This window comes from Dactylosporangium sp. McL0621 (genome assembly GCF_049995355.1).
Taxonomy (GTDB): Bacteria; Actinomycetota; Actinomycetes; order Mycobacteriales; family Micromonosporaceae; genus Dactylosporangium.
Window position 1 is genome coordinate 4,907,753 of record NZ_CP188259.1, and the last position, 19,544, is coordinate 4,927,296.

Annotated in this window: 17 protein-coding genes and 5 pseudogenes; 8 read left to right on the plus strand and 14 right to left on the minus strand. The window is 69.2% G+C overall.

Annotated features, from left to right (window positions below; translation table 11 throughout):
• Nucleotides 1-32: 32 nt before the first annotated feature.
• The 6 genes and pseudogenes from ACPPVO_RS23640 to ACPPVO_RS23665 form a co-directional block, all read right to left on the minus strand.
• On the minus strand, nucleotides 33-266 hold the full coding sequence (locus tag ACPPVO_RS23640) for a VOC family protein (RefSeq protein WP_426513343.1): 234 nt from the start codon (nucleotides 264-266) through the stop codon (nucleotides 33-35).
• 16 nt (nucleotides 267-282) lie between these two features.
• Complete coding sequence (locus ACPPVO_RS23645) at nucleotides 283-693, minus strand: hypothetical protein (protein WP_426513344.1); 411 nt, start codon at nucleotides 691-693, stop codon at nucleotides 283-285.
• Between the two features lie 186 nt (nucleotides 694-879).
• Nucleotides 880-1,554: a tyrosine-type recombinase/integrase gene (locus ACPPVO_RS23650; protein WP_426513345.1), complete on the minus strand. Its 675-nt coding sequence runs from the start codon at nucleotides 1,552-1,554 to the stop codon at nucleotides 880-882.
• Between the two features lie 350 nt (nucleotides 1,555-1,904).
• Entirely contained in the window at nucleotides 1,905-2,204 is a 300-nt protein-coding gene (locus tag ACPPVO_RS23655) for an AbrB/MazE/SpoVT family DNA-binding domain-containing protein (protein ID WP_426513346.1), read from the minus strand.
• A 504-nt stretch (nucleotides 2,205-2,708) separates the two neighbouring features.
• Nucleotides 2,709-3,710, minus strand: coding sequence for a glutamine synthetase (gene glnII / locus ACPPVO_RS23660; RefSeq protein ID WP_426504473.1), 1,002 nt, complete (start codon nucleotides 3,708-3,710; stop codon nucleotides 2,709-2,711).
• Between the two features lie 115 nt (nucleotides 3,711-3,825).
• Nucleotides 3,826-4,095, minus strand: a pseudogene (locus ACPPVO_RS23665) (DDE-type integrase/transposase/recombinase); the annotation flags it as partial.
• A gap of 525 nt (nucleotides 4,096-4,620) precedes the next feature.
• On the opposite strand from ACPPVO_RS23665, the gene ACPPVO_RS23670 reads away from it, so the two are divergent.
• Nucleotides 4,621-5,712 carry a hypothetical protein gene (locus ACPPVO_RS23670; protein ID WP_426513347.1) on the plus strand — a complete coding sequence of 364 codons (1,092 nt, stop codon included), beginning with the start codon at nucleotides 4,621-4,623 and terminating at the stop codon, nucleotides 5,710-5,712.
• Between the two features lie 204 nt (nucleotides 5,713-5,916).
• Here ACPPVO_RS23670 and ACPPVO_RS23675 read toward each other — a convergent pair.
• Nucleotides 5,917-6,243 (minus strand): annotated as a pseudogene (locus ACPPVO_RS23675) (histidine-type phosphatase); the annotation flags it as partial.
• An 81-nt stretch (nucleotides 6,244-6,324) separates the two neighbouring features.
• Here ACPPVO_RS23675 and ACPPVO_RS23680 point away from each other — a divergent pair.
• Nucleotides 6,325-6,911, plus strand: a pseudogene (locus ACPPVO_RS23680) (IS6 family transposase); the annotation flags it as partial.
• 273 nt (nucleotides 6,912-7,184) lie between these two features.
• Here the strand turns inward: ACPPVO_RS23680 and ACPPVO_RS23685 are convergent.
• The 3 genes from ACPPVO_RS23685 to ACPPVO_RS23695 all read right to left on the minus strand — a co-directional run bounded on the left by ACPPVO_RS23685 (nucleotide 7,185) and on the right by ACPPVO_RS23695 (nucleotide 9,210).
• Nucleotides 7,185-7,661, minus strand: coding sequence for a hypothetical protein (locus tag ACPPVO_RS23685; protein WP_426513348.1), 477 nt, complete (start codon nucleotides 7,659-7,661; stop codon nucleotides 7,185-7,187).
• Between the two features lie 524 nt (nucleotides 7,662-8,185).
• The gene (locus ACPPVO_RS23690; RefSeq protein WP_426513349.1) at nucleotides 8,186-8,641 is read right to left on the minus strand and encodes a molybdopterin-dependent oxidoreductase; all 456 of its coding nucleotides are present in this window, start codon (nucleotides 8,639-8,641) and stop codon (nucleotides 8,186-8,188) included.
• A complete protein-coding gene (locus ACPPVO_RS23695; protein ID WP_426513350.1) occupies nucleotides 8,638-9,210 on the minus strand; it encodes a hypothetical protein in 573 nt (190 codons plus the stop codon). The genes ACPPVO_RS23690 and ACPPVO_RS23695 overlap by 4 nt, the downstream gene beginning before the upstream one ends.
• 82 nt (nucleotides 9,211-9,292) lie before the next feature.
• On the opposite strand from ACPPVO_RS23695, the gene ACPPVO_RS23700 reads away from it, so the two are divergent.
• The 3 genes and pseudogenes from ACPPVO_RS23700 to ACPPVO_RS23710 all read left to right on the plus strand — a co-directional run.
• On the plus strand, nucleotides 9,293-9,961 hold the full coding sequence (locus ACPPVO_RS23700) for an adenylate kinase (RefSeq protein WP_426513351.1): 669 nt from the start codon (nucleotides 9,293-9,295) through the stop codon (nucleotides 9,959-9,961).
• A 177-nt stretch (nucleotides 9,962-10,138) separates the two neighbouring features.
• Nucleotides 10,139-13,039, plus strand: a complete 2,901-nt coding sequence (locus tag ACPPVO_RS23705) for an AAA family ATPase (RefSeq protein ID WP_426513352.1) — start codon at nucleotides 10,139-10,141, stop codon at nucleotides 13,037-13,039.
• Between the two features lie 99 nt (nucleotides 13,040-13,138).
• Nucleotides 13,139-13,393, plus strand: a pseudogene (locus ACPPVO_RS23710) (transposase); the annotation flags it as partial.
• A 3-nt stretch (nucleotides 13,394-13,396) separates the two neighbouring features.
• On the opposite strand, the pseudogene ACPPVO_RS23715 reads toward ACPPVO_RS23710, so the two are convergent.
• From ACPPVO_RS23715 to ACPPVO_RS23725, 3 genes and pseudogenes are all read right to left on the minus strand, one after another.
• Nucleotides 13,397-13,690, minus strand: a pseudogene (locus ACPPVO_RS23715) (VOC family protein); the annotation flags it as partial.
• 86 nt (nucleotides 13,691-13,776) lie between these two features.
• Entirely contained in the window at nucleotides 13,777-14,277 is a 501-nt protein-coding gene (locus ACPPVO_RS23720; protein WP_426513353.1) for a nuclear transport factor 2 family protein, read from the minus strand.
• 120 nt (nucleotides 14,278-14,397) lie between these two features.
• The gene (locus ACPPVO_RS23725) at nucleotides 14,398-15,228 is read right to left on the minus strand and encodes an SDR family NAD(P)-dependent oxidoreductase (RefSeq protein ID WP_426513354.1); all 831 of its coding nucleotides are present in this window, start codon (nucleotides 15,226-15,228) and stop codon (nucleotides 14,398-14,400) included.
• Nucleotides 15,229-15,286: 58 nt separating this feature from the next.
• Between ACPPVO_RS23725 and ACPPVO_RS23730 the strand changes: the two genes are divergently transcribed.
• From ACPPVO_RS23730 to ACPPVO_RS23740, 3 genes are all read left to right on the plus strand, one after another.
• A complete protein-coding gene (locus ACPPVO_RS23730; protein ID WP_426513355.1) occupies nucleotides 15,287-15,943 on the plus strand; it encodes a TetR/AcrR family transcriptional regulator in 657 nt (218 codons plus the stop codon).
• 114 nt (nucleotides 15,944-16,057) lie between these two features.
• The gene (locus ACPPVO_RS23735) at nucleotides 16,058-16,324 is read left to right on the plus strand and encodes a hypothetical protein (RefSeq protein ID WP_426513356.1); all 267 of its coding nucleotides are present in this window, start codon (nucleotides 16,058-16,060) and stop codon (nucleotides 16,322-16,324) included.
• Between the two features lie 358 nt (nucleotides 16,325-16,682).
• Nucleotides 16,683-17,348 carry an ankyrin repeat domain-containing protein gene (locus ACPPVO_RS23740; RefSeq protein ID WP_426513357.1) on the plus strand — a complete coding sequence of 222 codons (666 nt, stop codon included), beginning with the start codon at nucleotides 16,683-16,685 and terminating at the stop codon, nucleotides 17,346-17,348.
• A gap of 72 nt (nucleotides 17,349-17,420) precedes the next feature.
• Here the strand turns inward: ACPPVO_RS23740 and ACPPVO_RS23745 are convergent, their stop codons facing one another.
• Nucleotides 17,421-19,526 carry a hypothetical protein gene (locus ACPPVO_RS23745; RefSeq protein ID WP_426513358.1) on the minus strand — a complete coding sequence of 702 codons (2,106 nt, stop codon included), beginning with the start codon at nucleotides 19,524-19,526 and terminating at the stop codon, nucleotides 17,421-17,423.
• Nucleotides 19,527-19,544 lie beyond the last annotated feature (18 nt).

Consider the following 19,544-nt stretch of genomic DNA (forward strand, 5'->3'; position numbering starts at 1 on the left):
CGAACTTATCGCGGCAAATCCGAATGCCGTGCTCAGAGTCTCAATACCGGCAGCGGGGACGTGCCTTCGTGCGCCAGGTGGATCTCACCCGACTCCGGTGTCGGAGGCCCAGCGGCGCCGTCGGGCCATGCGCAGAGGCACACGCGGTTGCCGGCACGGTCGGCGAGCGTCCATGCCTCCGGGGTGTTCCAGTGATGGACGATGCGGCCTCCTGCGGCGAGCGCCGCCGCTAGGCGAGCCTGGACGTGCTCCCGGGCCACCGACACGCCGCCGCGCCGCCGTTCACGGCGAAACCGATGCGTTGTCGGGTGCCTCGAATTGCGTAAGCAGGTTGGTCACGGTCGCCATCGAGTACACGAGCAACGCGTTCTGCTCGGACTTGGCCACGACCAGTACACGATCACCGCAGGCGATACCTAGGAGATGTCGAGTTGGGGAGGGGAGCCGGAGATGGCCATTCGCTGCCACGCGCAGGCGACCGACATCCGTGGACACCGCCCGGGCGCCGCCAGCATGCACTGCGATGTCGAACCGATCGCCGGGTTCCCAACCCAGCACGCGAACCGCCGAACGATCTGCCAGCCGCCCGGAGCCGTCGACAGTCGTGATCGCGCAGTAGACATCGCCGGTCGAATGCAACGCCGGAACGGCTGGCATCGGCAGCCCACGTGGAACGCGCGGGTACTGGGTCACACGGTCTGCGGCGGGCGCACCTGTCATCGCGAATCACGGCTCCCAAAGCGTGACGACCGCGGACTCCACGGTCACGGCCGTTCCATGCTGCTGCTGGCCAGGCGTGTAGGCGAGGTGTCAAGGGGTGTCGGGTGTTGCCACCGCAGGAGTGTGGCCGCTCCAGGAGAGCGGCCACACCACCCGCTTCTACTGCATCGGGTGCGGTTCGCCGGTCAGCGCGGCCAGTGCCGCGGCGACCTCACTGAGCTTGGCTCGCACGTACCGGACGGTGGTGCCGGCGTCGCTGCCGCCCTCGGCGTGACCTGCGTACGCCTGGGCAATTGCGTAGCCGAAGTTCCGCTCGACCCACGTCAGCGTCGTGTGCCGCAGCCAGTGGATGCTGATCTGCTGCGTCGCCACCCACGTCAGGATGTCCCCCATGCGCGTGGAGAGATGGTCGTACCGCCGGCGGGTGACCGGAGTTCCGTTGCGGTAGCGCAGCAGTTGCCCGTCGCGCCGCCCGGAGGCGCCTCGCTCGTGCGCATGCTGCTGCAGGTACTGCATCAGGGTTGGAGAGACCGGCTGCCAGCGTTCCGTCTCGCCCTTCTCCCGCAATCGGACCAGGCACTGCTCCTCGTCTAGGTCGACGGGCCGCAATGCCAGCGCCCCGCCCCGCCGGCACGCCGTCTCCGTGTACAGCCGCAGCAACAGGGCGTCAAGTTCCGGGTCGTTGCCGCTCGACGCCGCGGCCGCGTTGAGTTCGGCGAGCTTCGCATCGGCGAGGGCACCGCGGGTGCTCGGCAGCCGCCGCGGTTTCGGGACCTTCAGGGCCGGGTTCTCGTCCTTGGTAAGGTAGCCATCGGCGACGGCGTGGCTGTACACGCATCAGCGCCGCGATCAGATTCTCCGCCGTTCCGCGGCCGGAACGGGCGTTGCGCCGCAGCTCACGGTTGGCCTTCACGAACTCGACCAGCCCGCTAGTGTCCGACGCTTTCACGTCGTCCATTCGCCGCTCACCTCACTGGTCTTCGACGCGGTTCCAATAACTGCTGTACGCCCGCAGTGTCCCGCCCCCACAGCGGCACGGACGACCGGCAAATACTCTCGGAAGGTCGGCACCTCCGGCCGCTCCGCAGGCGACTGCAGCAGTTCCTCCGGCGACACCCCAAGCCGGGACAGCAGCAGCCGAGCAGCGTCCAGCTCGGCATCACGACCAGACACGGACGCGGCAGTCATGCGGCACCGTCCTGGAAGCGCGTCGCGTGCAGGCCGGTGACAAGTTCCTGGAGCACGACCGGCGGGTGCACGATGAGCAGGCTGTTGACCGGATCGGCGGTCAGCAGCACCCGGCCGCCCGCACCCAGCCTGCACCAGTGCCGCGCCGCTGCCGGCAGCTTGACGTGGCCGAGGCGGCTGAGCCGGAAGATGCCGTGCTCGTCAGCGGCGACCACGATCAGGCCCGTGTACGCCTGGATGTGCAGCCGGGTGGTGTCCGTCCACTCGAGCGCCCGGGTCAGGGCGGCGTCTGCCACCCGTCCGTTCGTGCCGATCGTCGCCAGTCCGAACCGCAGCGTGCCCGCCGGGCGCTGGGTGAGTCGGGCGAGGGGGAGTGGTCCGCGGGGTCGTATCGAGGCGGCCGCAATCGGGGAACGCGATTGCGGCAGCATCGAAGGGACGACAGCGGGAATCGGGCCCACGCTCATCGCGACCACCACGCCAGCGCTGTGCCGGAGCGGTCAGGGACATGCGGCGGATACGCCGAAGCCGCGTGCTCGATTGCGCTCGAACACGCGGCCCCCGGATACAGCATGTGTGCTGGGTTTTGTGTCGAAAGTCCGAGTTCGACCCCTTCAACCGTGCGCTGGATCGGGTAGGGCTTGAGGGCTCGGCAAGGCTCGGCCGGAGTTTCTGGCGAGCCTCCAGCTGCGTGTCGCTGACGCGGTGACCGCCTTCGCGGGCTCCATGCCGTTCGTGTACGTCCACGCCGGTGGAAGGGGTGCACGCCACTCGCGCAGCACCCCTCCGTTGGCGGTACGTCAGCCGGCCAGCGCGCCGCAGCAGGTCTCGATGATGAGGCGGGTGGTCACGTACGGGTCGCAGTTCGCGTTCGGACGGCGGTCCTCGATGTACCCCTTGCCATCCACCTTGACCTGCCAGGGGATGCGGACCGAGGCGCCCCGGTCGGAGACACCGTAGCTGTAGACGTTCCACGGGGCGGTCTCGTGCATGCCGGTCAGGCGGTGCTCGATCTCAGCGCCGTAGCCGGCGATGTGCTCCGAGACGCGCTTGCCGAGCGCCTCGCAGGCGATGATGATCGCGTCGTAGTTGTCGCGCATCGCGTTGGTGGAGAAGTTGGTGTGCGCGCCGGCGCCGTTCCAGTCGCCCTTGACCGGCTTCGGGTCGAGGGTGGCGGCGACACCGAAGTCCTCGGCGATGCGGTACAGCAGCCAGCGGGCGATCCACAGCTCATCGGCGACCCGCGGCACGCCGACCGGGCCGATCTGGAACTCCCACTGGCCGGGCATGACCTCGGCGTTGATGCCGGACAGGTGCAGGCCGGCGGCCAGGCACAGGTCCATGTGCTTCTCGACGATCTCGCGGCCGTGGACCTCGTCCGCGCCGACGCCGCAGTAGTACCCGCCCTGCGGAGCGGGGAAGCCAATGGGCGGGAAGCCGTACGGCCGGCCGTCCTTGAAGAACGTGTACTCCTGCTCGATGCCGAAGATCGCCTCCTGGTCGGCGTACATCGCCGCGATCTCGGCGCAGGCGGCCCGGGTGTTCGTCGGGTGCGGCGCCATGTCGATGGTGAGCACCTCGCACAGGACCAGCACGTCGTCCCCGCCACGGATGGGGTCCGGACAGGTGAACACCGCCTTCAGCACACAGTCGGACTTGTCGCCGGGCGCCTGGTTGGTGCTCGACCCGTCGAAGCTCCACAGCGGAAGCTCGGCGCCGTCGGCGACGATCTTCGTCTTGGAACGAAGCTTCGCGGTCGGATGGGTGCCGTCGATCCAGATGTACTCGGCCTTGAACGCCATGTCTGGTACCTCCCTCGGGGACTCGTGAACTGGGTGCGGCGACGCGGCTGCACACCGACGAAACCGCCGACACGCTCAGCCGGTCGGTGCGGAGTCCGCGCATCGCTCTGAGCCGGTGCATCAGGCGGCTTTCGGCGGCTTCGATCCGGTTGTTGGCATGGCGTTCGACTTGGTGCCACGCCGACGGGACCAACTCGTCGAGGACGGCCGGGTACACCGATGCTGCGTCAGTGATCACCTAGGTGGGCCTCACCTTCAACGTCGCCAACGTCCGGCGGAAGAACCGCCGTGCTGTGGCGGCGTCGCGGTGGGCCGAGACGAGCACGTCGATGACCTGGCCGTTCTGGTCCACGGCCCGGTACCGGCACCGCCGGACACCGCTCACTGTTCAAGCCTGCCTCGATCATGCCGAACGGCGTATGCAACAGAGCCGCTTGGTGTCCCTGGCTATCCTGCGCAAGCAGGGGCAGCCGTATCGCCGTCCGGCTGCGGGATGGGAAGAACGATGCGGTGGAAACACGACGAATGGGCGCAGCGCGGGAACGCCGAGCGCTTGATCGTCGGGGTCGAGGAGGTCCTGCGCTGGTGGGACCAGGACCCGGCGCGGACAGCCGGAAGGCTCAGCGGCCTGCTGCGCGTGGCCACCCCGCGTGCCGTCGTCGTCCTCGAGGGCGCGTACCGCGGCCATCGCCGCTCGCTCGCTGCGATCCTCGGAACCGACGTCGGCGCGCTGACCGAGGGCCAATATAGGACCCGGCGGTCGGGCGCCCGGGCCCCTTCACGACACCCACACAACTCCGAGGACGCTCGCGGGCCGGTCGCGAGCGCACCTGGTTCCCCTTCCGGTCGCCCGCATCATACTGACGCCCGTCGAGCGTCCGATGTGGACGGGCTGGCGTACCATCGCGTCGTGAATCGGCGGCGGATGTTGTGGGCGGCGGGGGCGGCCGTCGCGGTCGTCGCCGGGATCGTGGTGTACGCAGTGTGGCCCCGCGCCGAGGGCCCCGCCGACGTCGTGCGCAACTACCTGGCCGCCATCCGCGCGAAGGACGTCGACCGCGCGCTGAGCGTCGCCGGCGCCACCCGCCCTGACGGCGCCGCGGGCGTCCTGCTCACCCCGGCCGCGATCGGCGACGACTGGCGGGCCGACGTCGGCGGCACCGACCGGTTCGGCGACGACGCGACCGCCGAAGTCGACGTGAACCTGACGGCGGCCCCGGGCGGCCCGGACGTGTGGCCGGGCGGTGACCGGTGGGCACTCCGGCTCGCGCTGACCGAGCGCGACGGCCGGTGGCGGATCGACCAGCCCCTGGCCGAGCTGCACTTCGTGACCGTCCCCGTGAGGTACCTCGAGGTCAACGGCGTCCGCGTCGACCGCTCCGGCGCGGACAAGGACGGCGGCCCCTCCTACCTGGCGTTTCCGGGCATGTACACCCTCTACCACGACCCCGGCGACCTGGCGACGGTGGCGCCGAGCCGGATCGTCGCCTGGCCCGGCTCCGGCCCGACCCGCGTGCCGGCGGCGACGGTCACCGTCACCGGCCGCGGCACCGCGGCCTTCCAGCAGACCGTGAACGCCATGGTCGACCACTGCGTGACCGTGGCGGCCCAGCCCGGCGGCGACTGCCGCTTCAGCAACGGCGACGGCCTGTACCGCCTGCGCGACTCGGTCGCCGACATCCACGACGTGAAGACCGCGGCGTGGACGCTGCGCCGCTATCCCGTGGTGAACCTGCCCGGCACCCTCGTCGCCGCCCCCGACGAGACCCCGCTCCTGGCCGGCCAGGTGGCGGTGCCGGGCGAGGTCGAGCTGACCGCCAGCGGCCCGGACCTGGACGGCCGGGCGGTGACGTTCACCCAGGCCTGCCTGATCACGGACCTCGGCCTGCGGGCCGCGTTCGCGTTCGACGGCACGCTCACGACGTCGTGGTCGAGGCCGGTCCGCGCCCAGGACACCCCGCCCGGCCGCCAGTCGATCGCGGTGACCTGCACCGCGGTCTGACCGGCCGCGGCGGCCGCCCGGAACGGGCCGGGCGGCGACGGATGGGCGTCGGCGGCCGAAGCAGCGCTCCAGCTCGCGCAGCCGGTAGTAGAAGCTGCCCCGGGCGATCGGGCGGCACGACGGCGGGAAGGCCGTCTCCCGCTCGTTGTAGAGCATCCGGACCAGGTAGACGTCGCCCCGGGCGTAGAGGTCCCACTGGATGTTCGCGGCCATCGGGGCCACGTTCGCGCCGCGCCAGGGGTTGTTGAGGTAGGTGTACGGCTGGTCCGGGCGGGCCGGCTTCGTGCTACCCGGCAGCTGCAGCAGCACGGCCAGCGGCTCCACCTCCTCGGCGTGCGTGAAGCGCAGGACCGCGCTCCGGTCGCTGGTCCCGTTCGCCTCGGCCTCGGCCTCGGCCTGGGCGAACAGGTCGTTGAGCAGGACGCCCGCCATCTTGTACGTGATGTCGCGGCCCGCGAACGCCGGGCCGCTCTGGTAGAGCTCCTCGGCGTCGTCGAGGTAGGCCAGCCACTGCGCATCGCCAGCCGGCACGAACGGGTCGAGGTCGCCGCCGGGGGCCTCGACGGGCTCTGTTGCATTCGTCGTTCGGCAAGATCGAGGCAGGCTTGGGCAGTGAGGCTCCCAAGCCGGCGGCCGCCGTCGCCACCGCGGTCTGCGTTCGTCGGGTTCCGGTTTCCGCCAGACGTGATCGTGGTCGCGGTGCGCTGGTATCTGCGGTTCAACCTGTCCTACCGCGACGTTGAAGAATTGCTCCTCGAGCGGGGTGTCGAGGTCGACCACGTCACGATCTTCCGGTGGGTGCAGCGGTTCATGCCGCTGCTGGCCGACTTCGCTGTTCTGCCGGCATGCGCCCGGTGACCGGTGGTTCGTTGATGAGACCTACGCAGGGTCGCCGCTGTCTGGCGGTACGTGTACCGGGCGATCGACCAACACGGCAGGTCATCGATGTGTTGGTATCGGCCCGCCGGGACGCCGCCGCGGCCCGCCGGTTCTTCCGGAGAGCGTTGGCCACGTTGAAGGTGACCCCGAGCGAGGTGATCACTGACGCCGTGCCGGTGTACCCCGCGGTCCTCGACGAGTTGATTCCCTCGGCGTGGCATCACGTCGAGCAGTACGCCAACAACCCCATCGAAGCGGATCACAGCCAGCTCAAGCACCGGCTCAGACCGATGCGCGGCCTGCGCACCGCCAGGACCGTCGTCTACCAGCGCATGGTCACCGACGCCCAACGAGCCAGGACAGGCCCGGGAGGGCAAACGGGAGCGACTCTGCAATCCAGCGCGGCCAGCTCAATCCCGACAGCCGGCACTTCGGACAAGCCACTTCCCGGACCTGCTAGAACCCACTCTATGACACCGCTCTTGGCCGTCTCCTGACACAGAGGGGCGCCAGATCCGGAAACGTGATCAAGCGCCGAAGCCGTAAAGGAACCACAAAAGCCGGCCACGGACGGTAGCGGGCGGGGCGTGCGACTACGCAGCTGGTCGGCGGTCGTTGCTGGGGCTGCTGATCCCGCGTCGAGCGAAGGAGGCAGCGACGTCGTCGAAGTTGGCCATAGCGAGTTCCGGGTGGGCCGCGGCCTCCTCCAGAGAGGACTCGGTCTGCACGTCATAGCCCGTCAGCCCGGTATGACGCTCCACGATGCGGCCAAGGTCATACATCGCGCGGACGACCGTCTCGGCATCGGCTCCCTTGTACCAGTACGGCACTGTGATGGTCGCGATGTTGGAGTAGAGGTGCAGCTCGATGCCACTGGGCTCGTGCTCCATCGCATAAGAACCGCCGCTCGGGTGCATGGCGACGTCACCCAGTACCCGCCTTGCGTCCGCCACGATGGCTGACCACGTCTCATGGTCCGGCAGCTCGGCGGAGGCGTCGTCGTCGCCTTGCAGTGCCTCATCCCATGACTGCTCCGCGGTTTTCCGTACGAACGCCAGGTCGTAACTCATGGGAGCGCACGGTACACGCCGTGCGGCCGTCCCGGATGCCCGCGATTGAAGCGTCCCGGCTGCGGCGAAAGAGGCCGCTCAACGGCAAGCGGCGGGCCCCCTTGCGGCTATGCGAGTGAGGCGGCGACCGTCGTGACGGCGACGAGCTGCGGTGCTTGGGTCGCGTACCGTTCCACCACCGCCTCATGGTGGCGCCTCGGGTTGGCGCGGTCGGGCGGCTTCGGAGGTGAGACGCGCGTGAGCTTCGAGCAGCAGGCGATGACGCATTTCGCTGCATACTGGCAGGTCACACCGCAGCCACATCGGCTGAGCGCCGTCCCGGTCGATGAACTGCCGGCCTGGTTCAAGGTGCTGGAGTTCCGGCGGGAGCGGCCTGGTCCTGCCGGTGCTGCCGTTCGCGCCGATGAGCTGCCCGATCCGGCCGCGCTGGACGGCGGGCTAAAGGTACCAACGGCGGTGACCACGCAGCGGATGGATGTGCCGGCTCTTGCGGTTGCTCTGGGACCACGGTCCGGGCGGCCGGCTCAGGTGAGTGGGAACACCGGCTGGGCCCAGGGCGGTCGCGCTGACGGCTGGATGGACGTGACCCATTTGACCCACCAGAAGCCGCGGCGGCCGGGTGCGACGATGCGGGCAGGGAAGCCGTGGCCGTATGACAATGGCCGGCCGGCGATGCCGGTCACCAGCCAGACGTTGGTGAGCGTGGCGGCGCCGAACCAGCGACTGTAGCCGGTTGCTGAGCGGGCCTCGACGGTGCGCCAGCCGTTGCGGGGTACTCCCGCCGCGGCGAGCAGGACGCTGAGCCGCACGCCGTCCCATTGCTGTTCGGTGTACCAGCCGCTGGTGCAGTCGAGCACGGCGGTGAACCGCTCGTGCGGAAGGTCGTGCAGGGCGGTGAGGTCGAATGTGGTCGGGCCGACTCGCAGCGTCCACTGTGCTGGGTCGATGTGCTGGATACTGTCGTCGAGCCAGGATGTCACGAGATCACGGGCCTGTTCTCGGACATCGAGTAGACCTCGGGTTCCGGCCGGTCACTGTTGATCGGTGGCCCGGCCGGACCTGCACGGACGTCCCGATTTCGGGATAGGCGCCGTGTCGATTTCGTGCGTTCGTCGTCAACGTCACCGTCCGGCAGGCCACCCTGCACAACGCGGAAGAGGCCTTGCGCAAGGGCATGCTCATCGGCGACACGGTGGTGATCCGCCGGGCCGGGGAGGTGATCCCCGAGGTGCTCGGCCGTAGGGCAGCTCGCCGGTGTGGGGTGGCGGCGGGCCACGACCCAGTAGCCGCCGCAGCCGGGCTGCCACGAAACCCTGATCGGGGTCAGAGCCCGCTGGTAGATGCGTGGACCGTGCGCACCGGTGCCGGCCGAAAGGCACTTCCAGGCTGAGGCCGACAGGGCGGCGAAAAGGTCGTCGACCGGCACCATGCCCATGCTGGGGAAGTGCCGACACAAGGTGGCCCGGGTCACTTCGGCCTCGGCGATGATCCGATCGACGGGGCCGAGCGGATCCGCCGGGCGGGGTGTAGTGCGCACCTTAGAAGTCATCTGACGCATGTCGGCTGGCGCGGGCCGCCGCAGGATTCAAAAGGCACCGCATCCGGTGCGCGTCACAGGAGAAGGGACGACTATGCGACTGTTGTTGATCGCGCCACCAGGGGCCGGGAAGGGCACCCAGGCCGCCCGGATCGCCGCGCATTTCGGCGTACCGCACATCGCCACCGGCGACCTGCTGCGCGACCATGTGCGGCGGGGCACGCCGCTGGGCAAGGCCGTGCGCGCCAGGATGGACGCGGGCGCGCTGGTGCCGGACCCGATCGTGCGGGACATGGTGGGCGAGGCGATGGCCGACGCGAAGGCCGCCGGCGTCGGGTACGTCCTCGACGGCTACCCGCGCACCCGGGCGCAGGCCCGCGCGGCGTTCCGGGTCGCGGCCGAGCTGGGGATGACCGCCCACGCCGCGCTGCACCTGCGCGTCGACGACGAGGAAGCGGTACGCCGGATGCTCGCCCGGGCCGCCGCCGAGCACCGCGCCGACGACACCGAGCGGGTGATCCGCCGGCGCCTGAAGCTCTACCACGAGGTGACGCAGCCCGTGGTGGACGGCTACGCGGCGCGGGGCATCCTGGTCAGCGTCGACGGCACGGGAACCCCCGACGAGGTCACCGCCCGCGTGACCGAGCGGCTCGAGGAGCCGGCATGGCCGACATTCTTCCGCCGGAACCGAGTGGCGGGCACGATGAGCCCATGGGTTAGTGCGCAGTCGCACTCTATGGCGCGCGGTGTGCCCATTCCCTAACTGATTACGCTCGCTGAGGCAGCTCACGCAACTCTGGGTAGGGAGAGTGGCAGACTCTACGTAAAGGTGTTTTCGGTCCCGCCTTCCCTGCGGGGACGCGGGACGACGGTTCACGGCACCGGCAGGCAGCGCAATAGCTGCTCAGCGTCCTAGGCGCCAAGAACAAGGGATCCTCGCGTGGCGATCGGTGCATACACACATCACCAGACCCGGCATCCGGCAGGATCACAGCCTGTAGTCGACCTGCTGGGCCGCACCCACGAGCTCGAGTTGATCGACGCATTGCTCGCCGGGCGCAGCGACGTCGGGCCAGGCCTGCTCTTGCGCGGCGAGCTCGGGGTCGGTAAGACCGCGCTGCTGGATGTGGCCGCGGCGCGGGCGGAGGCGGCCGGCATGCAGGTGCTGCGCGCCTCCGGAGCGCAGTTCGAGACCGAGATCCGCTTCTCGGCGTTGCACCAGCTGATCTACCCGCTGAGTGACCATGTCGATCGGCTCGCCGGTCATCAGCGCGTCGTTCTCCACCAGATCCTTGGTCTCACGGCGGGATCGTCGCCGGACCCATTGGCCGTCGCGACGGCCGTGCGGGCCTTGCTGCGCGAAGCGGCCGCCGAGCGCCCGCTCCTGGTGCTGATCGACGCCGTGCCGTGGATCGACCGCGCCAGCGCCACGGTGCTGGGGTTCAGCGTTCGCCGCATCGGCGATGACCCGATCATGTTTCTCGCCGCCGCCCGCACCGATGCTGACGGCATTTTCGACCAGGTCGGGCTGCTCGAGCACGAGATCGGGCCGCTGGCGGAACAGCCGGCGGCGGCGCTGTTGGACGCGCAGTACCCGGACCTGCCGCCTCAGGTACGCCAGCGGTTGCTGGCCGAGGCGCCCGGCAACCCGCTCGCGCTGCGGGAACTACCCGCATCGCTAACCGACCAGCAGCGCCGCGGCCAAGACGCGCTACCCGCTTTCCTGCCCCTGAACAGACGGCTCAAGGCAGTCTTTGCCGCCCAGATGCGGGCGCTGCCCGCACCGGCCCGAAAGCTCCTGCTGCTTGCCGCGCTGGAAGCCTACGGCAGTCTGGCCACCATCCGAACCGCCGCACAAGGCCGCATGGACGTTGACGACCTCGCCCCGGCGGACCAGGCGAACCTGGTCCGCGTGGATGCGGACGCCGGCGTTGTGTCGTTTCGCTATCCGCTGATCCGCTCGGCGATCGTGCAACTGTCGTCGCAGCGTGAGCGCCGGGCGGCGCACCGCGCCCTGGCCGCGGCCCTGACCGACGACCCGTCCCGTCGGGCGTGGCATCTGGCAGAGGCCGCGACCGGACCGGACGAGGTTGTGGCGAGCGCGCTGGACCAGGCCGCCCTGGCCGCGTGGCAGCGCGGCGCCCCGTCTAGCGCGGCGACTCCATCGTCGGACAATGCGACCGTTTGCGACCGGAGGCACGGCGCGTCCGCCGCGGTGGTCGCGCTGGTACGCGCCGGTGAACTCAGCCCGCATCCGGCCGATCGGTGCCGGCGGCTGGTCGAGGCCGCTTTCCTCGCCAATATGACGGGTCAATTCGACCAGGTGCCCCGGTTGTTGGCCGACGCCGGACAGGCGCCCGACACGCCGACCGGACTGGTCTTCGCCGTCACGGCCCACCTCCTCGCGGCTGTCGACGGCGATATGGATGCCGCCCACCGGTTGCTGGCCCGGGCGCTGGACTACGTCGGCGACGCCCCCAGAGCCGACGACTGGGACTCCTACGGGATCCTGTTCACGCTGCTGCTCGTCGGCGTCTACGGCGCCCGGCCGGAGCCGTGGGAACTCCTCAAATCCGCGATGGCACGGTTCGCCTCCCAGGAGGTAGCCCCGTTTCAGCTGTGCTACGACGCCTTCGTGGACCCCGCCCGCACCGCTGACACGGTCCGGGACGCCCTCGCCCGCGCCTTCCCGGCTCTGCCCACCGACGCGGCGCCCTGGCAGGTCGTGCCGCTGGCCTACGCGGCCGTCGGGGTAGATGCGCTGTCCGACTACCGGTACCTGGTCCGGCGCATGGTCGAACAGGAACGTGACGGCGGAGCGATCACCATGGTCATTGCCGGGTTGCTCCTGCTCTGCATCGACTCGTATCACCGAGGGCAGTGGGACGAGGCCGAGGACCTGACGCAGGAGGGGCTCGACCTGGCAGCGGCGCACGGCTACCACCTTCTTTCGGGTCAGCATCGAGTGCATTTGACATACATCGCAGCCGCCCGCGGGAACCTGGGGCTCGCCCGGACCCTCGACGAGATCACGACCTGGGCCGCGCCGCGCCGCGTCGGGATGACCGAAGAGTCCGCCGGGCACACCCGCACATTCATAGCGTTAAGCCGGGGTGACTACGAAGCGGCGTATGCGCATGCGTCGCGGGTCAACCCGGCCGACGCGCCGAACTCCGGCCTCCCGGGCCGCTGGACACTGCTGGACCTGGTCGAGGCAGCCGTCCGCACCGGGCGGACGGACCAGGCCCGCGCGCACGTTGCCGCCGCCCAACAGGCCGGCATCGACCGTATCTCCACTCACACAGCGTTGATCACCGCCGGGGCCGCAGCCCTGGCCGCCGACGACGACCAGGCCGGCCCGCTGTTCGAGGCCGCGCTGTCCCTGCCCGAGGCCGACCGGTGGCCCTTCGAACAGGCCCGCATCCAGCTCGCCTACGGACAACGGCTCCGCCGCACCCGGGATACCACCCGCGCCCGCCTGCACCTCCGCGCCGCCCTGGGCACCTTCGACCGGCTCGGCGCCCGACCCTGGGCAACCCGCGCCCACAACGAACTGCGCGCCACCGGGATCACCACAATCACCGGACCGGACACCAGCGCCGCACTCACCGCGCAGGAACGACAGATCGCCACGATGGCCGCCACCGGCCTGACCAACAAGCAAATCGGCCAACAGCTGCACCTGTCCCACCGCACCGTCGGCGGCCACCTGCACCGGATCTTCCCGAAGCTCGGCATCACCTCACGCGCCGCCCTACGCGATGCGCTGGAGACGCTCACTCCAAGCGGCGACGAGCACGCACCACAGCCAGCGTCCCCCGCCGAAGGTAAAGACAGCTAAGAGTTCCTAACAACGATGGTCTATGGTCCGGTAGCGTCCTTTGTGGACGATCGTCTATCATGCTGAGCTGTGCGGCGTGGTGAGCAGCAGCCGTCGTGGATCGTGCCTGATGGGTCGTGGCAGCGGATCGAGCCGTTGCTGCCCAGACATGTCCCACGCGATCCGCGGCGTCCCGGGCGGAACCGGATACCGGATCGGCAGGTGCTGTTCGGGATTCTGTTCGTGCTGCATACCGGGATCCAGTGGGAGTTCCTACCCCAGGAACTCGGGTTCCGGTCCGGGATGACGTGCTGGCGACGTCTGGAGGAGTGGAACCGCGCCGGGGTGTGGCAGCAGTTGCACGAGCTGCTGCTGGCCGAGGTCCCACCGGTTACCGGCGACGTCGAGGAAGACCGCGACTCGGCCGTACGATTCGACGCGCGGCTCTCGTACGAACGTGACGCCGGCCGCGGACATTCTCCGGTACGAGGCGTCGAAGTCATCGACGCGGAGAAAGAATCCGGCTCGGCCCGCGACCTGACTCCCTACCGCCGCGGTTTGGCGTTCCCCGTCCGCCCGAGCAAGAAGGATGCCCGTCTGTGCGCCGGGCGGACGGACGACCACTCGGCGCTTGGGACGCCCGTCGTTGGTGAGCGACGGTGCATCCTCAATGGTTGATCAGTTCGTTCATGGTGCCCATGACTGCTCCCCTGTTCACCGGCCGGGGCAGCCCTCGGGCCGCCCCGGCCGGTGACGAATCAGACGGGGTCGATCGCGACGTCGGTGACCTGGTCGTCCTTGATGCCGAACACGAACGCAAAGGACAGAGGCCCGCCGGGGAACTCACCGTCCCCGGAGGCCACCAGCCGGTCGCCCGCGAACGAGGTCGGCGTGAGCACGATCTTGGGGTTGATCAGGTGCCCCTGGATCCACTCGCGAATCTCGGCCTCGCCGGCCCAGGTTTTCCCGTCATCGCGCACGGTGGCCCCGTCGCTGAAGACTGCGGCCAACGCGTTCGCGTCGTGCGCGTTGGTGGCCGCAATGAAGTTCTCAACGGCCTTGGGAAGGGTGATGTAGTCCATTTCTGTTCTCCGGTCTTCTCGGGTGCCAGGACGCGGGCGCGTCCTGGTACGTCCCTGTAGCACCTCAGCAAGCCAGATGACGATGCGGACGGCGACCCGCCAAGGGCAGTGCAGCGCGGTGACCAGCTCGAGGTGCCGACCAGGGGTGAAGTCGGCATAGACATGCGCGGTGCCCACGCTGATGAAGGCTTCGTCGGGTCGGTTCTGTGTGGTAACTCAAACCCACCCGGCAAGGCTCCTCACGTTCACTGCAAGGTCAACTGCCGCGAGTTACAGACACAACTTCTGGCGACAGGCCTAGAAGTCCGCACTGCGTGAGAGCTTCTCATTCGCGCGCAGTTCCGCGAGTGCGTTCTCGTGCATCGCAACAACGACGTCGTAGCCAGAGTTGCCGAGCACGATCCGTTGCGGCGGAACGGACGCGTTCATCGCGCTGATCACGGCCTGCACTCCACGAACAGGGTCACCCGCTTGCTTGCCGTTATGGTCCACGAACGCCGCCTTGACGCCCTCGACCATCGGCACGTAGGCGTCGACGGTCTCGTTGACGGGCTCGTCCTGGAAGCCGGCGAAGGCCTTGGTGCGGAAGGCTCCCGGCTCTACGACGAGCACGCGCACACCGAACGGCTCAACTTCCTGGCGCAGTGTCTCCGACAGTCCTTCGAGCGCGAACTTCGCCGCTGCGTAGTAGCCGAACCCCTGTGCGCCGACGAGGCCTGCCACCGACGACATGTTCACGATCCAGCCGTCGCCGCGTGCCCGCATACCTGGCAGGACCGCGCGCATCACCTCGACCACGGCGAACAGGTTGAGGTCGAACGTGCGGCGGATCGTCTCGTCAGGGGCCCCCTCGACCGAGCCGAACCAGCCACGGCCCGCATTGTTGACGAGCACGTCGATCCCGCCGAACCGCTCCTCTGCCGTCTTGACCGCCGCACGCACCTGGTCGGCATCGGTGACGTCGAGCTGGAGAACCAGCACACGGTCGCCGTGCGGTTCGGCCCATTCCTGCAGTTCAGAGGGCCGACGCGCGGTCACGACCACCTGGTCGCCCTGTTCCAGTGCAGCCTCGGCATAGACCAGGCCGAACCCTCCGGGGGTCCCACCAGTGATGAACCAAGTCCTCATGAACTTCTCCTCTCGCTATAGCGAGCAATGTAGCGCTATATAAGCTACTATAGCAAGCATGCAGAACGCGCGGGATCGACTCCTGCTCGCCGCGGCAGAGATGCTGGAGCGCGGCGGCACGGTGTCCACGAGGGCGGTGTGCGAAAGCGCCGGGGTGCAGGCCCCGACGCTGTACCACCACTTCGGCAGCAAGCAGGGCCTGATCGACGCCGTGGTGAACCACGGCTTCACCCAGTACACGGCGGTCGAGAGCTCTGGCGACCCGCTGGACGACCTGCGCGAGGGCTGGGACAGGCACGTGCGGTTCGGGCTGGAGCACCCGTCGTTCTACGGGCTGCTTTACGGCCGCGCCGAGCCGGGAAAGCCCTGCGCCGTCACCGCTCCCGCGCACGCCGCGTTGCGCGACCGGTTCACCGGCGCCGCCGCCCAGGGCCTGCTCAAGGTGCCAGCGGCCGACGCCGCCGAACAGGTGCTCGCCGCCAACGTCGGCATCACGCTCACCTTGATCAGCCAGCCCGAGCCGGACTTCGGGCTGTCCGAACGCGTCCGCGAGGCCGCGCTGGCCGGAGTCCTGCACACGCCCTCCGCCGACGCCCCCGCGACCCGTGCGAACGCCGCACTGACGTTGCGTGCGCTGGTCGACAACGACCCGGGCGACCTCACCCCCGGCGAACGCGCACTGCTCGGCGAGCTGCTGGACCGCCTGGCCCGCTAGAGCACGCGGTGTTCCTCCGAACGGCCGCACGTCCTCGTCGCTCTGGACGCGCGGCCCCGCCCGGATGTGCCGCTGCGCTACCTGGTCAGTTAGGGCTCGATGTCCTCGAACTCGGTGACCCGCCGCACCTCGATCGACATCCCCTCGACGCTGGCGAAGCATCTCCATGAACGCGTTTATCCGCTCGACGAGCTTGACGTTCGGCTTCCAGCAGGCTTGGTTACCCTCTTGGACGCGGTGCATGCACGTCCGGCCCTGCAGACCATGCAGCTAATGGGCGAAGGCGGGCGTGTAAAAAGGATCCGGGGCTTGCGCGCCCTCGACGTAGAGATGCTCGTGCAGCAGCGCCCGCAGCTCGTCGGTGGTTCCCGGCTGCGGTAGAGCATGGTCATGTACCGCTTCGAATATCGTGGCGAACCCGTACACGCGCCCCAGTTCGGCCGGAATCCATTCGCGGGGCGCAGGGCGGTTCCACATCCGCTGGAACCAGGCGAGCACCGTCGGGTCGGGCAGCCGGACGACCCGCTTGCTCAGGGGACCGTCATAGGCGGAGCGGTGGACGAAGTACGACCCGACGCTACGGCATTGCAGCTGCGACGCCCGCGGCCAGCTCGATAATGAACAACGGCCAGGCCTGGTCGCGTGGCCGCACGCGCTCGGCGGCAGATGTGCGGTCTGCGCACTGCCGCCGATCCACTCGGCGGAGGATCTGGCACGTGGCGATTACTACTGTGCAGGCATGGACGCGCTGCGAAGGGGCCCGCTGCACCTTGCCGCCCAGGCGGGCGATGCGCAGCGGGTCGCTCAGTTGATCGCCGAGGGCACTGTCGTGGACGCCCGCGACTCCCGGATGTACACGCCGTTGCATATCGCCGCGGGGATGGGCCATGCCGAGGTCGTCGCGGCGCTGGTTGCCGGCGACGCGGACGCCGGAGCCCTCACGACATTCCGGAGCACGCCACTGCATGCAGTGGCTCATGGCCGAGTCGGCAGCGGCGATGCCCGGGTGGAGGTTGTTGACAGCCTTCTCACTGCCGGCTGCCCACTCAACGCAGTCGACAGCAGCGGACGCACGGCGCTCTGGTACGCGGCGTCCACCGGGACCACGCCGTGGACGCCCGAACAGCACGCGACCTGCTTCCGAGTCCTGCAACACTTGCTGGAACGAGGCGCCGACCCCAACATCGCAGCACGCGGGAAGCAAGGCCGACGATCGACGCCGCCATGGGACTGCACCAAGCCAAGAAGTACCGAATCGAATGGGTCGAAGGCGCCGCGCTACTGGAGCAGCACAGCTGGTGACGTACGTTGGTCGCCGCCCGCGCACCAACGGCGGCAAATGAGTGCGCGCTGGGGCATGGGCGAAACCGGCCGCCAGATGACCAGAACGACAAGAGCCGTCTAGCGGAAGACTGTTATGCACGGATCTGTGGGAAGCGGCGGGTGAGACTCCCGCCGCCTACCCAGCCAAATCAATTTAATCGGGCGCCGCTTGCATGGCGAGGCGGTCTTGCAGGCGTGTGTGCCGGAACTGGTATCGCGGGCCGACGGCGCGCAAGACATGCTTGGCCCGGGCATCCTCGAGGAAGCGCATCATCCGCAGCGGACCGTCGCCGATGGCGCGTAGCCAGATGAAGACCAGAAACGCCCGCCACACCCGAGACATCGTCACGCCGAATCCCAGGCCGAACGCCAGATGGTAGGCGAGCTCGCGCGCCGAGGGTACGCCGGTGATGAGGATCCCGCCCAGCCCTATCACTGCCCCGACCAGCAAGCCGCAGCCGAGATCGCGCTTCCAGCAGGTCGACGGATCCACGGTGCTCACGTCGGTGCCGGTGGGCCTGGCCCCCGCAAACGCGAGCATCAGCGCCAGGGTGAGGGCCGAGGCGGTCACCAGCGTGTGGATCGGGCTGGGTATATCCTCGCCGGGCACCGGAAGGTAGGTGAACCGCAGCCGCGTGAGGGCGAACTGCGCACCGGCCAGGAACAGCCACCCCAGGATGGCACTCGGGGTGGCCAGCGAGCGCAGTCGGTTGAAGGCCCACGCGCGAGGCTCGTCCGAGGTCCTGCCGAACATCAGGTCGCCGCCTCGGTGCGTGAGCAGACCGGTGGGCATGCCGAAAAGCAGCCCGAAGACGATGCCCGACGCTATCGGGGAGGGGTCGCCGCTGACGATCATGCCGATCGACCCTGCGATGATGGTGCCGATCAGCCCCGAGATGGTGAGCGTCATGGCGAGCTGGACGAGGTTGGGTAACCAGCGGGGGAGGCGCCACCAGGCCAGGTCGCGATCGTCGGTCTCGCCGAGCCGGCAGGCGAGCCGGCCGAGCCAGCGGCGTGCCTGGTCGACGGTGTACCGCGGCGGCGGGCCGTCGGTGTCGGGATCCTGGCCGTAGGCGTTGGGCAGGATGGTGTCGAGCAGGTAGTCTTCGGCTGCTCTGCGGTTGCGCCGGCGGCGTGAGTTGAGCAGTTCGCCGAGCTGGTCTTCGCGTCCGTAAAGGTCGCGAACCAGGCTGAGCATCAAGGGGTTTTCCAGGGCCTGGCTGAGGCCGTCGTGAGATCCGGCGCGCAGGCGCCGAAGCAGCCGTTGCCAGGTGGGCCGCGGGGGGCCGGCCTGGCAGCTTTCCAGATAGTCGGCGGCCTGTGTCGCCGCGGCTGGCTTGAGCTCTAGGGTCGCCGCTCCGAATAGGATTCCCCGGCTGGCGGCCGCGTCGCCCATCTCGTCGCCGCGGCTGAGTAGCACGATTCGCTGCGCCGTCAGCGCGTTCAGCTTTTGCAGGACGGCCGGGCGCAGCCGCTGCGGCACAGCGTCGAGGCTGTCCAGGATGAGGGCGACGCGGCCGGCAGCCAGCAGCTCTTGGACCACGCCCGGTCCGAACTCCGCCGCACGCAGAAAGGGATAGTCGCGAAGCAACCGGGATGCGGCCCAGGACAGGGGGTCCTGCTCGCCCGGGTTCCAGTCATGAAGCCCCAGTATCACCGGCACCGGCGTGCGGGTCCGGTCGACCGGATCGAGCAGGCTGTCGCGGTGGGCCAGCGCGCTGAGCACAAGCAGCAGCGCGGCGCTGGTCTTGCCCGCCCCGGCGTCGCCGAGCAGCACCACCCGCCCCGAGTCCACGGCGCCGTAGACCTGGAGCAGATCCGCCAGATCCCCGCTGTCGACCTCGCCCGGCCCGGCTTTGCTCAGCCCAGGCAACGCAGCCGTGCGTTGCGCCGTCCAAACCTGGCTCACCGCGACGTCCTTTGATGAGCCGAGCCTGCGATTCGACCACTCCCAGCGCAGCGGAATGGGCGTCGGAAAGTGCAGCCCGCGCTGCTCCACTTCGGATTCGGCGCGTGCCCGCACGGCCTTGGCTAGCTGGTCGACGGCGCGGTCGGCTAGCGTCGGGGAAGGCTCCGGCCTGTGCCGAAAGTGATGCCGCAGCCAAGGCACGGCCGGAACGGCCAGGGCCAGCAGGGCCGTGATGGCCTGAATGGCGGCGGCGTGGTCTGGATGCGAAACCAACACGACGTACCCAGCAATGAGGGCGCTTACTACTACAACGCGGATGACAAGCAGCAGACCCCGGCGCTTATCGAACATGACGAGTAGGTTAGCCCG

What these genes read in the sequence shown, in the direction of transcription:
- glnII (WP_426504473.1), bottom strand. Translation starts at nt 3,710, where the DNA reads ATGGCGTTCAAGGCCGAGTACATCTGGATCGACGGCACCCATCCGACC.
- ACPPVO_RS23685 (WP_426513348.1), bottom strand. Translation starts at nt 7,661, where the DNA reads ATGAGTTACGACCTGGCGTTCGTACGGAAAACCGCGGAGCAGTCATGG.
- ACPPVO_RS23695 (WP_426513350.1), bottom strand. Translation starts at nt 9,210, where the DNA reads ATGACTTCTAAGGTGCGCACTACACCCCGCCCGGCGGATCCGCTCGGC.
- ACPPVO_RS23700 (WP_426513351.1), top strand. Translation starts at nt 9,293, where the DNA reads ATGCGACTGTTGTTGATCGCGCCACCAGGGGCCGGGAAGGGCACCCAG.
- ACPPVO_RS23725 (WP_426513354.1), bottom strand. Translation starts at nt 15,228, where the DNA reads ATGAGGACTTGGTTCATCACTGGTGGGACCCCCGGAGGGTTCGGCCTG.
- ACPPVO_RS23730 (WP_426513355.1), top strand. Translation starts at nt 15,287, where the DNA reads ATGCAGAACGCGCGGGATCGACTCCTGCTCGCCGCGGCAGAGATGCTG.
- ACPPVO_RS23740 (WP_426513357.1), top strand. Translation starts at nt 16,683, where the DNA reads ATGGACGCGCTGCGAAGGGGCCCGCTGCACCTTGCCGCCCAGGCGGGC.
- ACPPVO_RS23745 (WP_426513358.1), bottom strand. Translation starts at nt 19,526, where the DNA reads ATGTTCGATAAGCGCCGGGGTCTGCTGCTTGTCATCCGCGTTGTAGTA.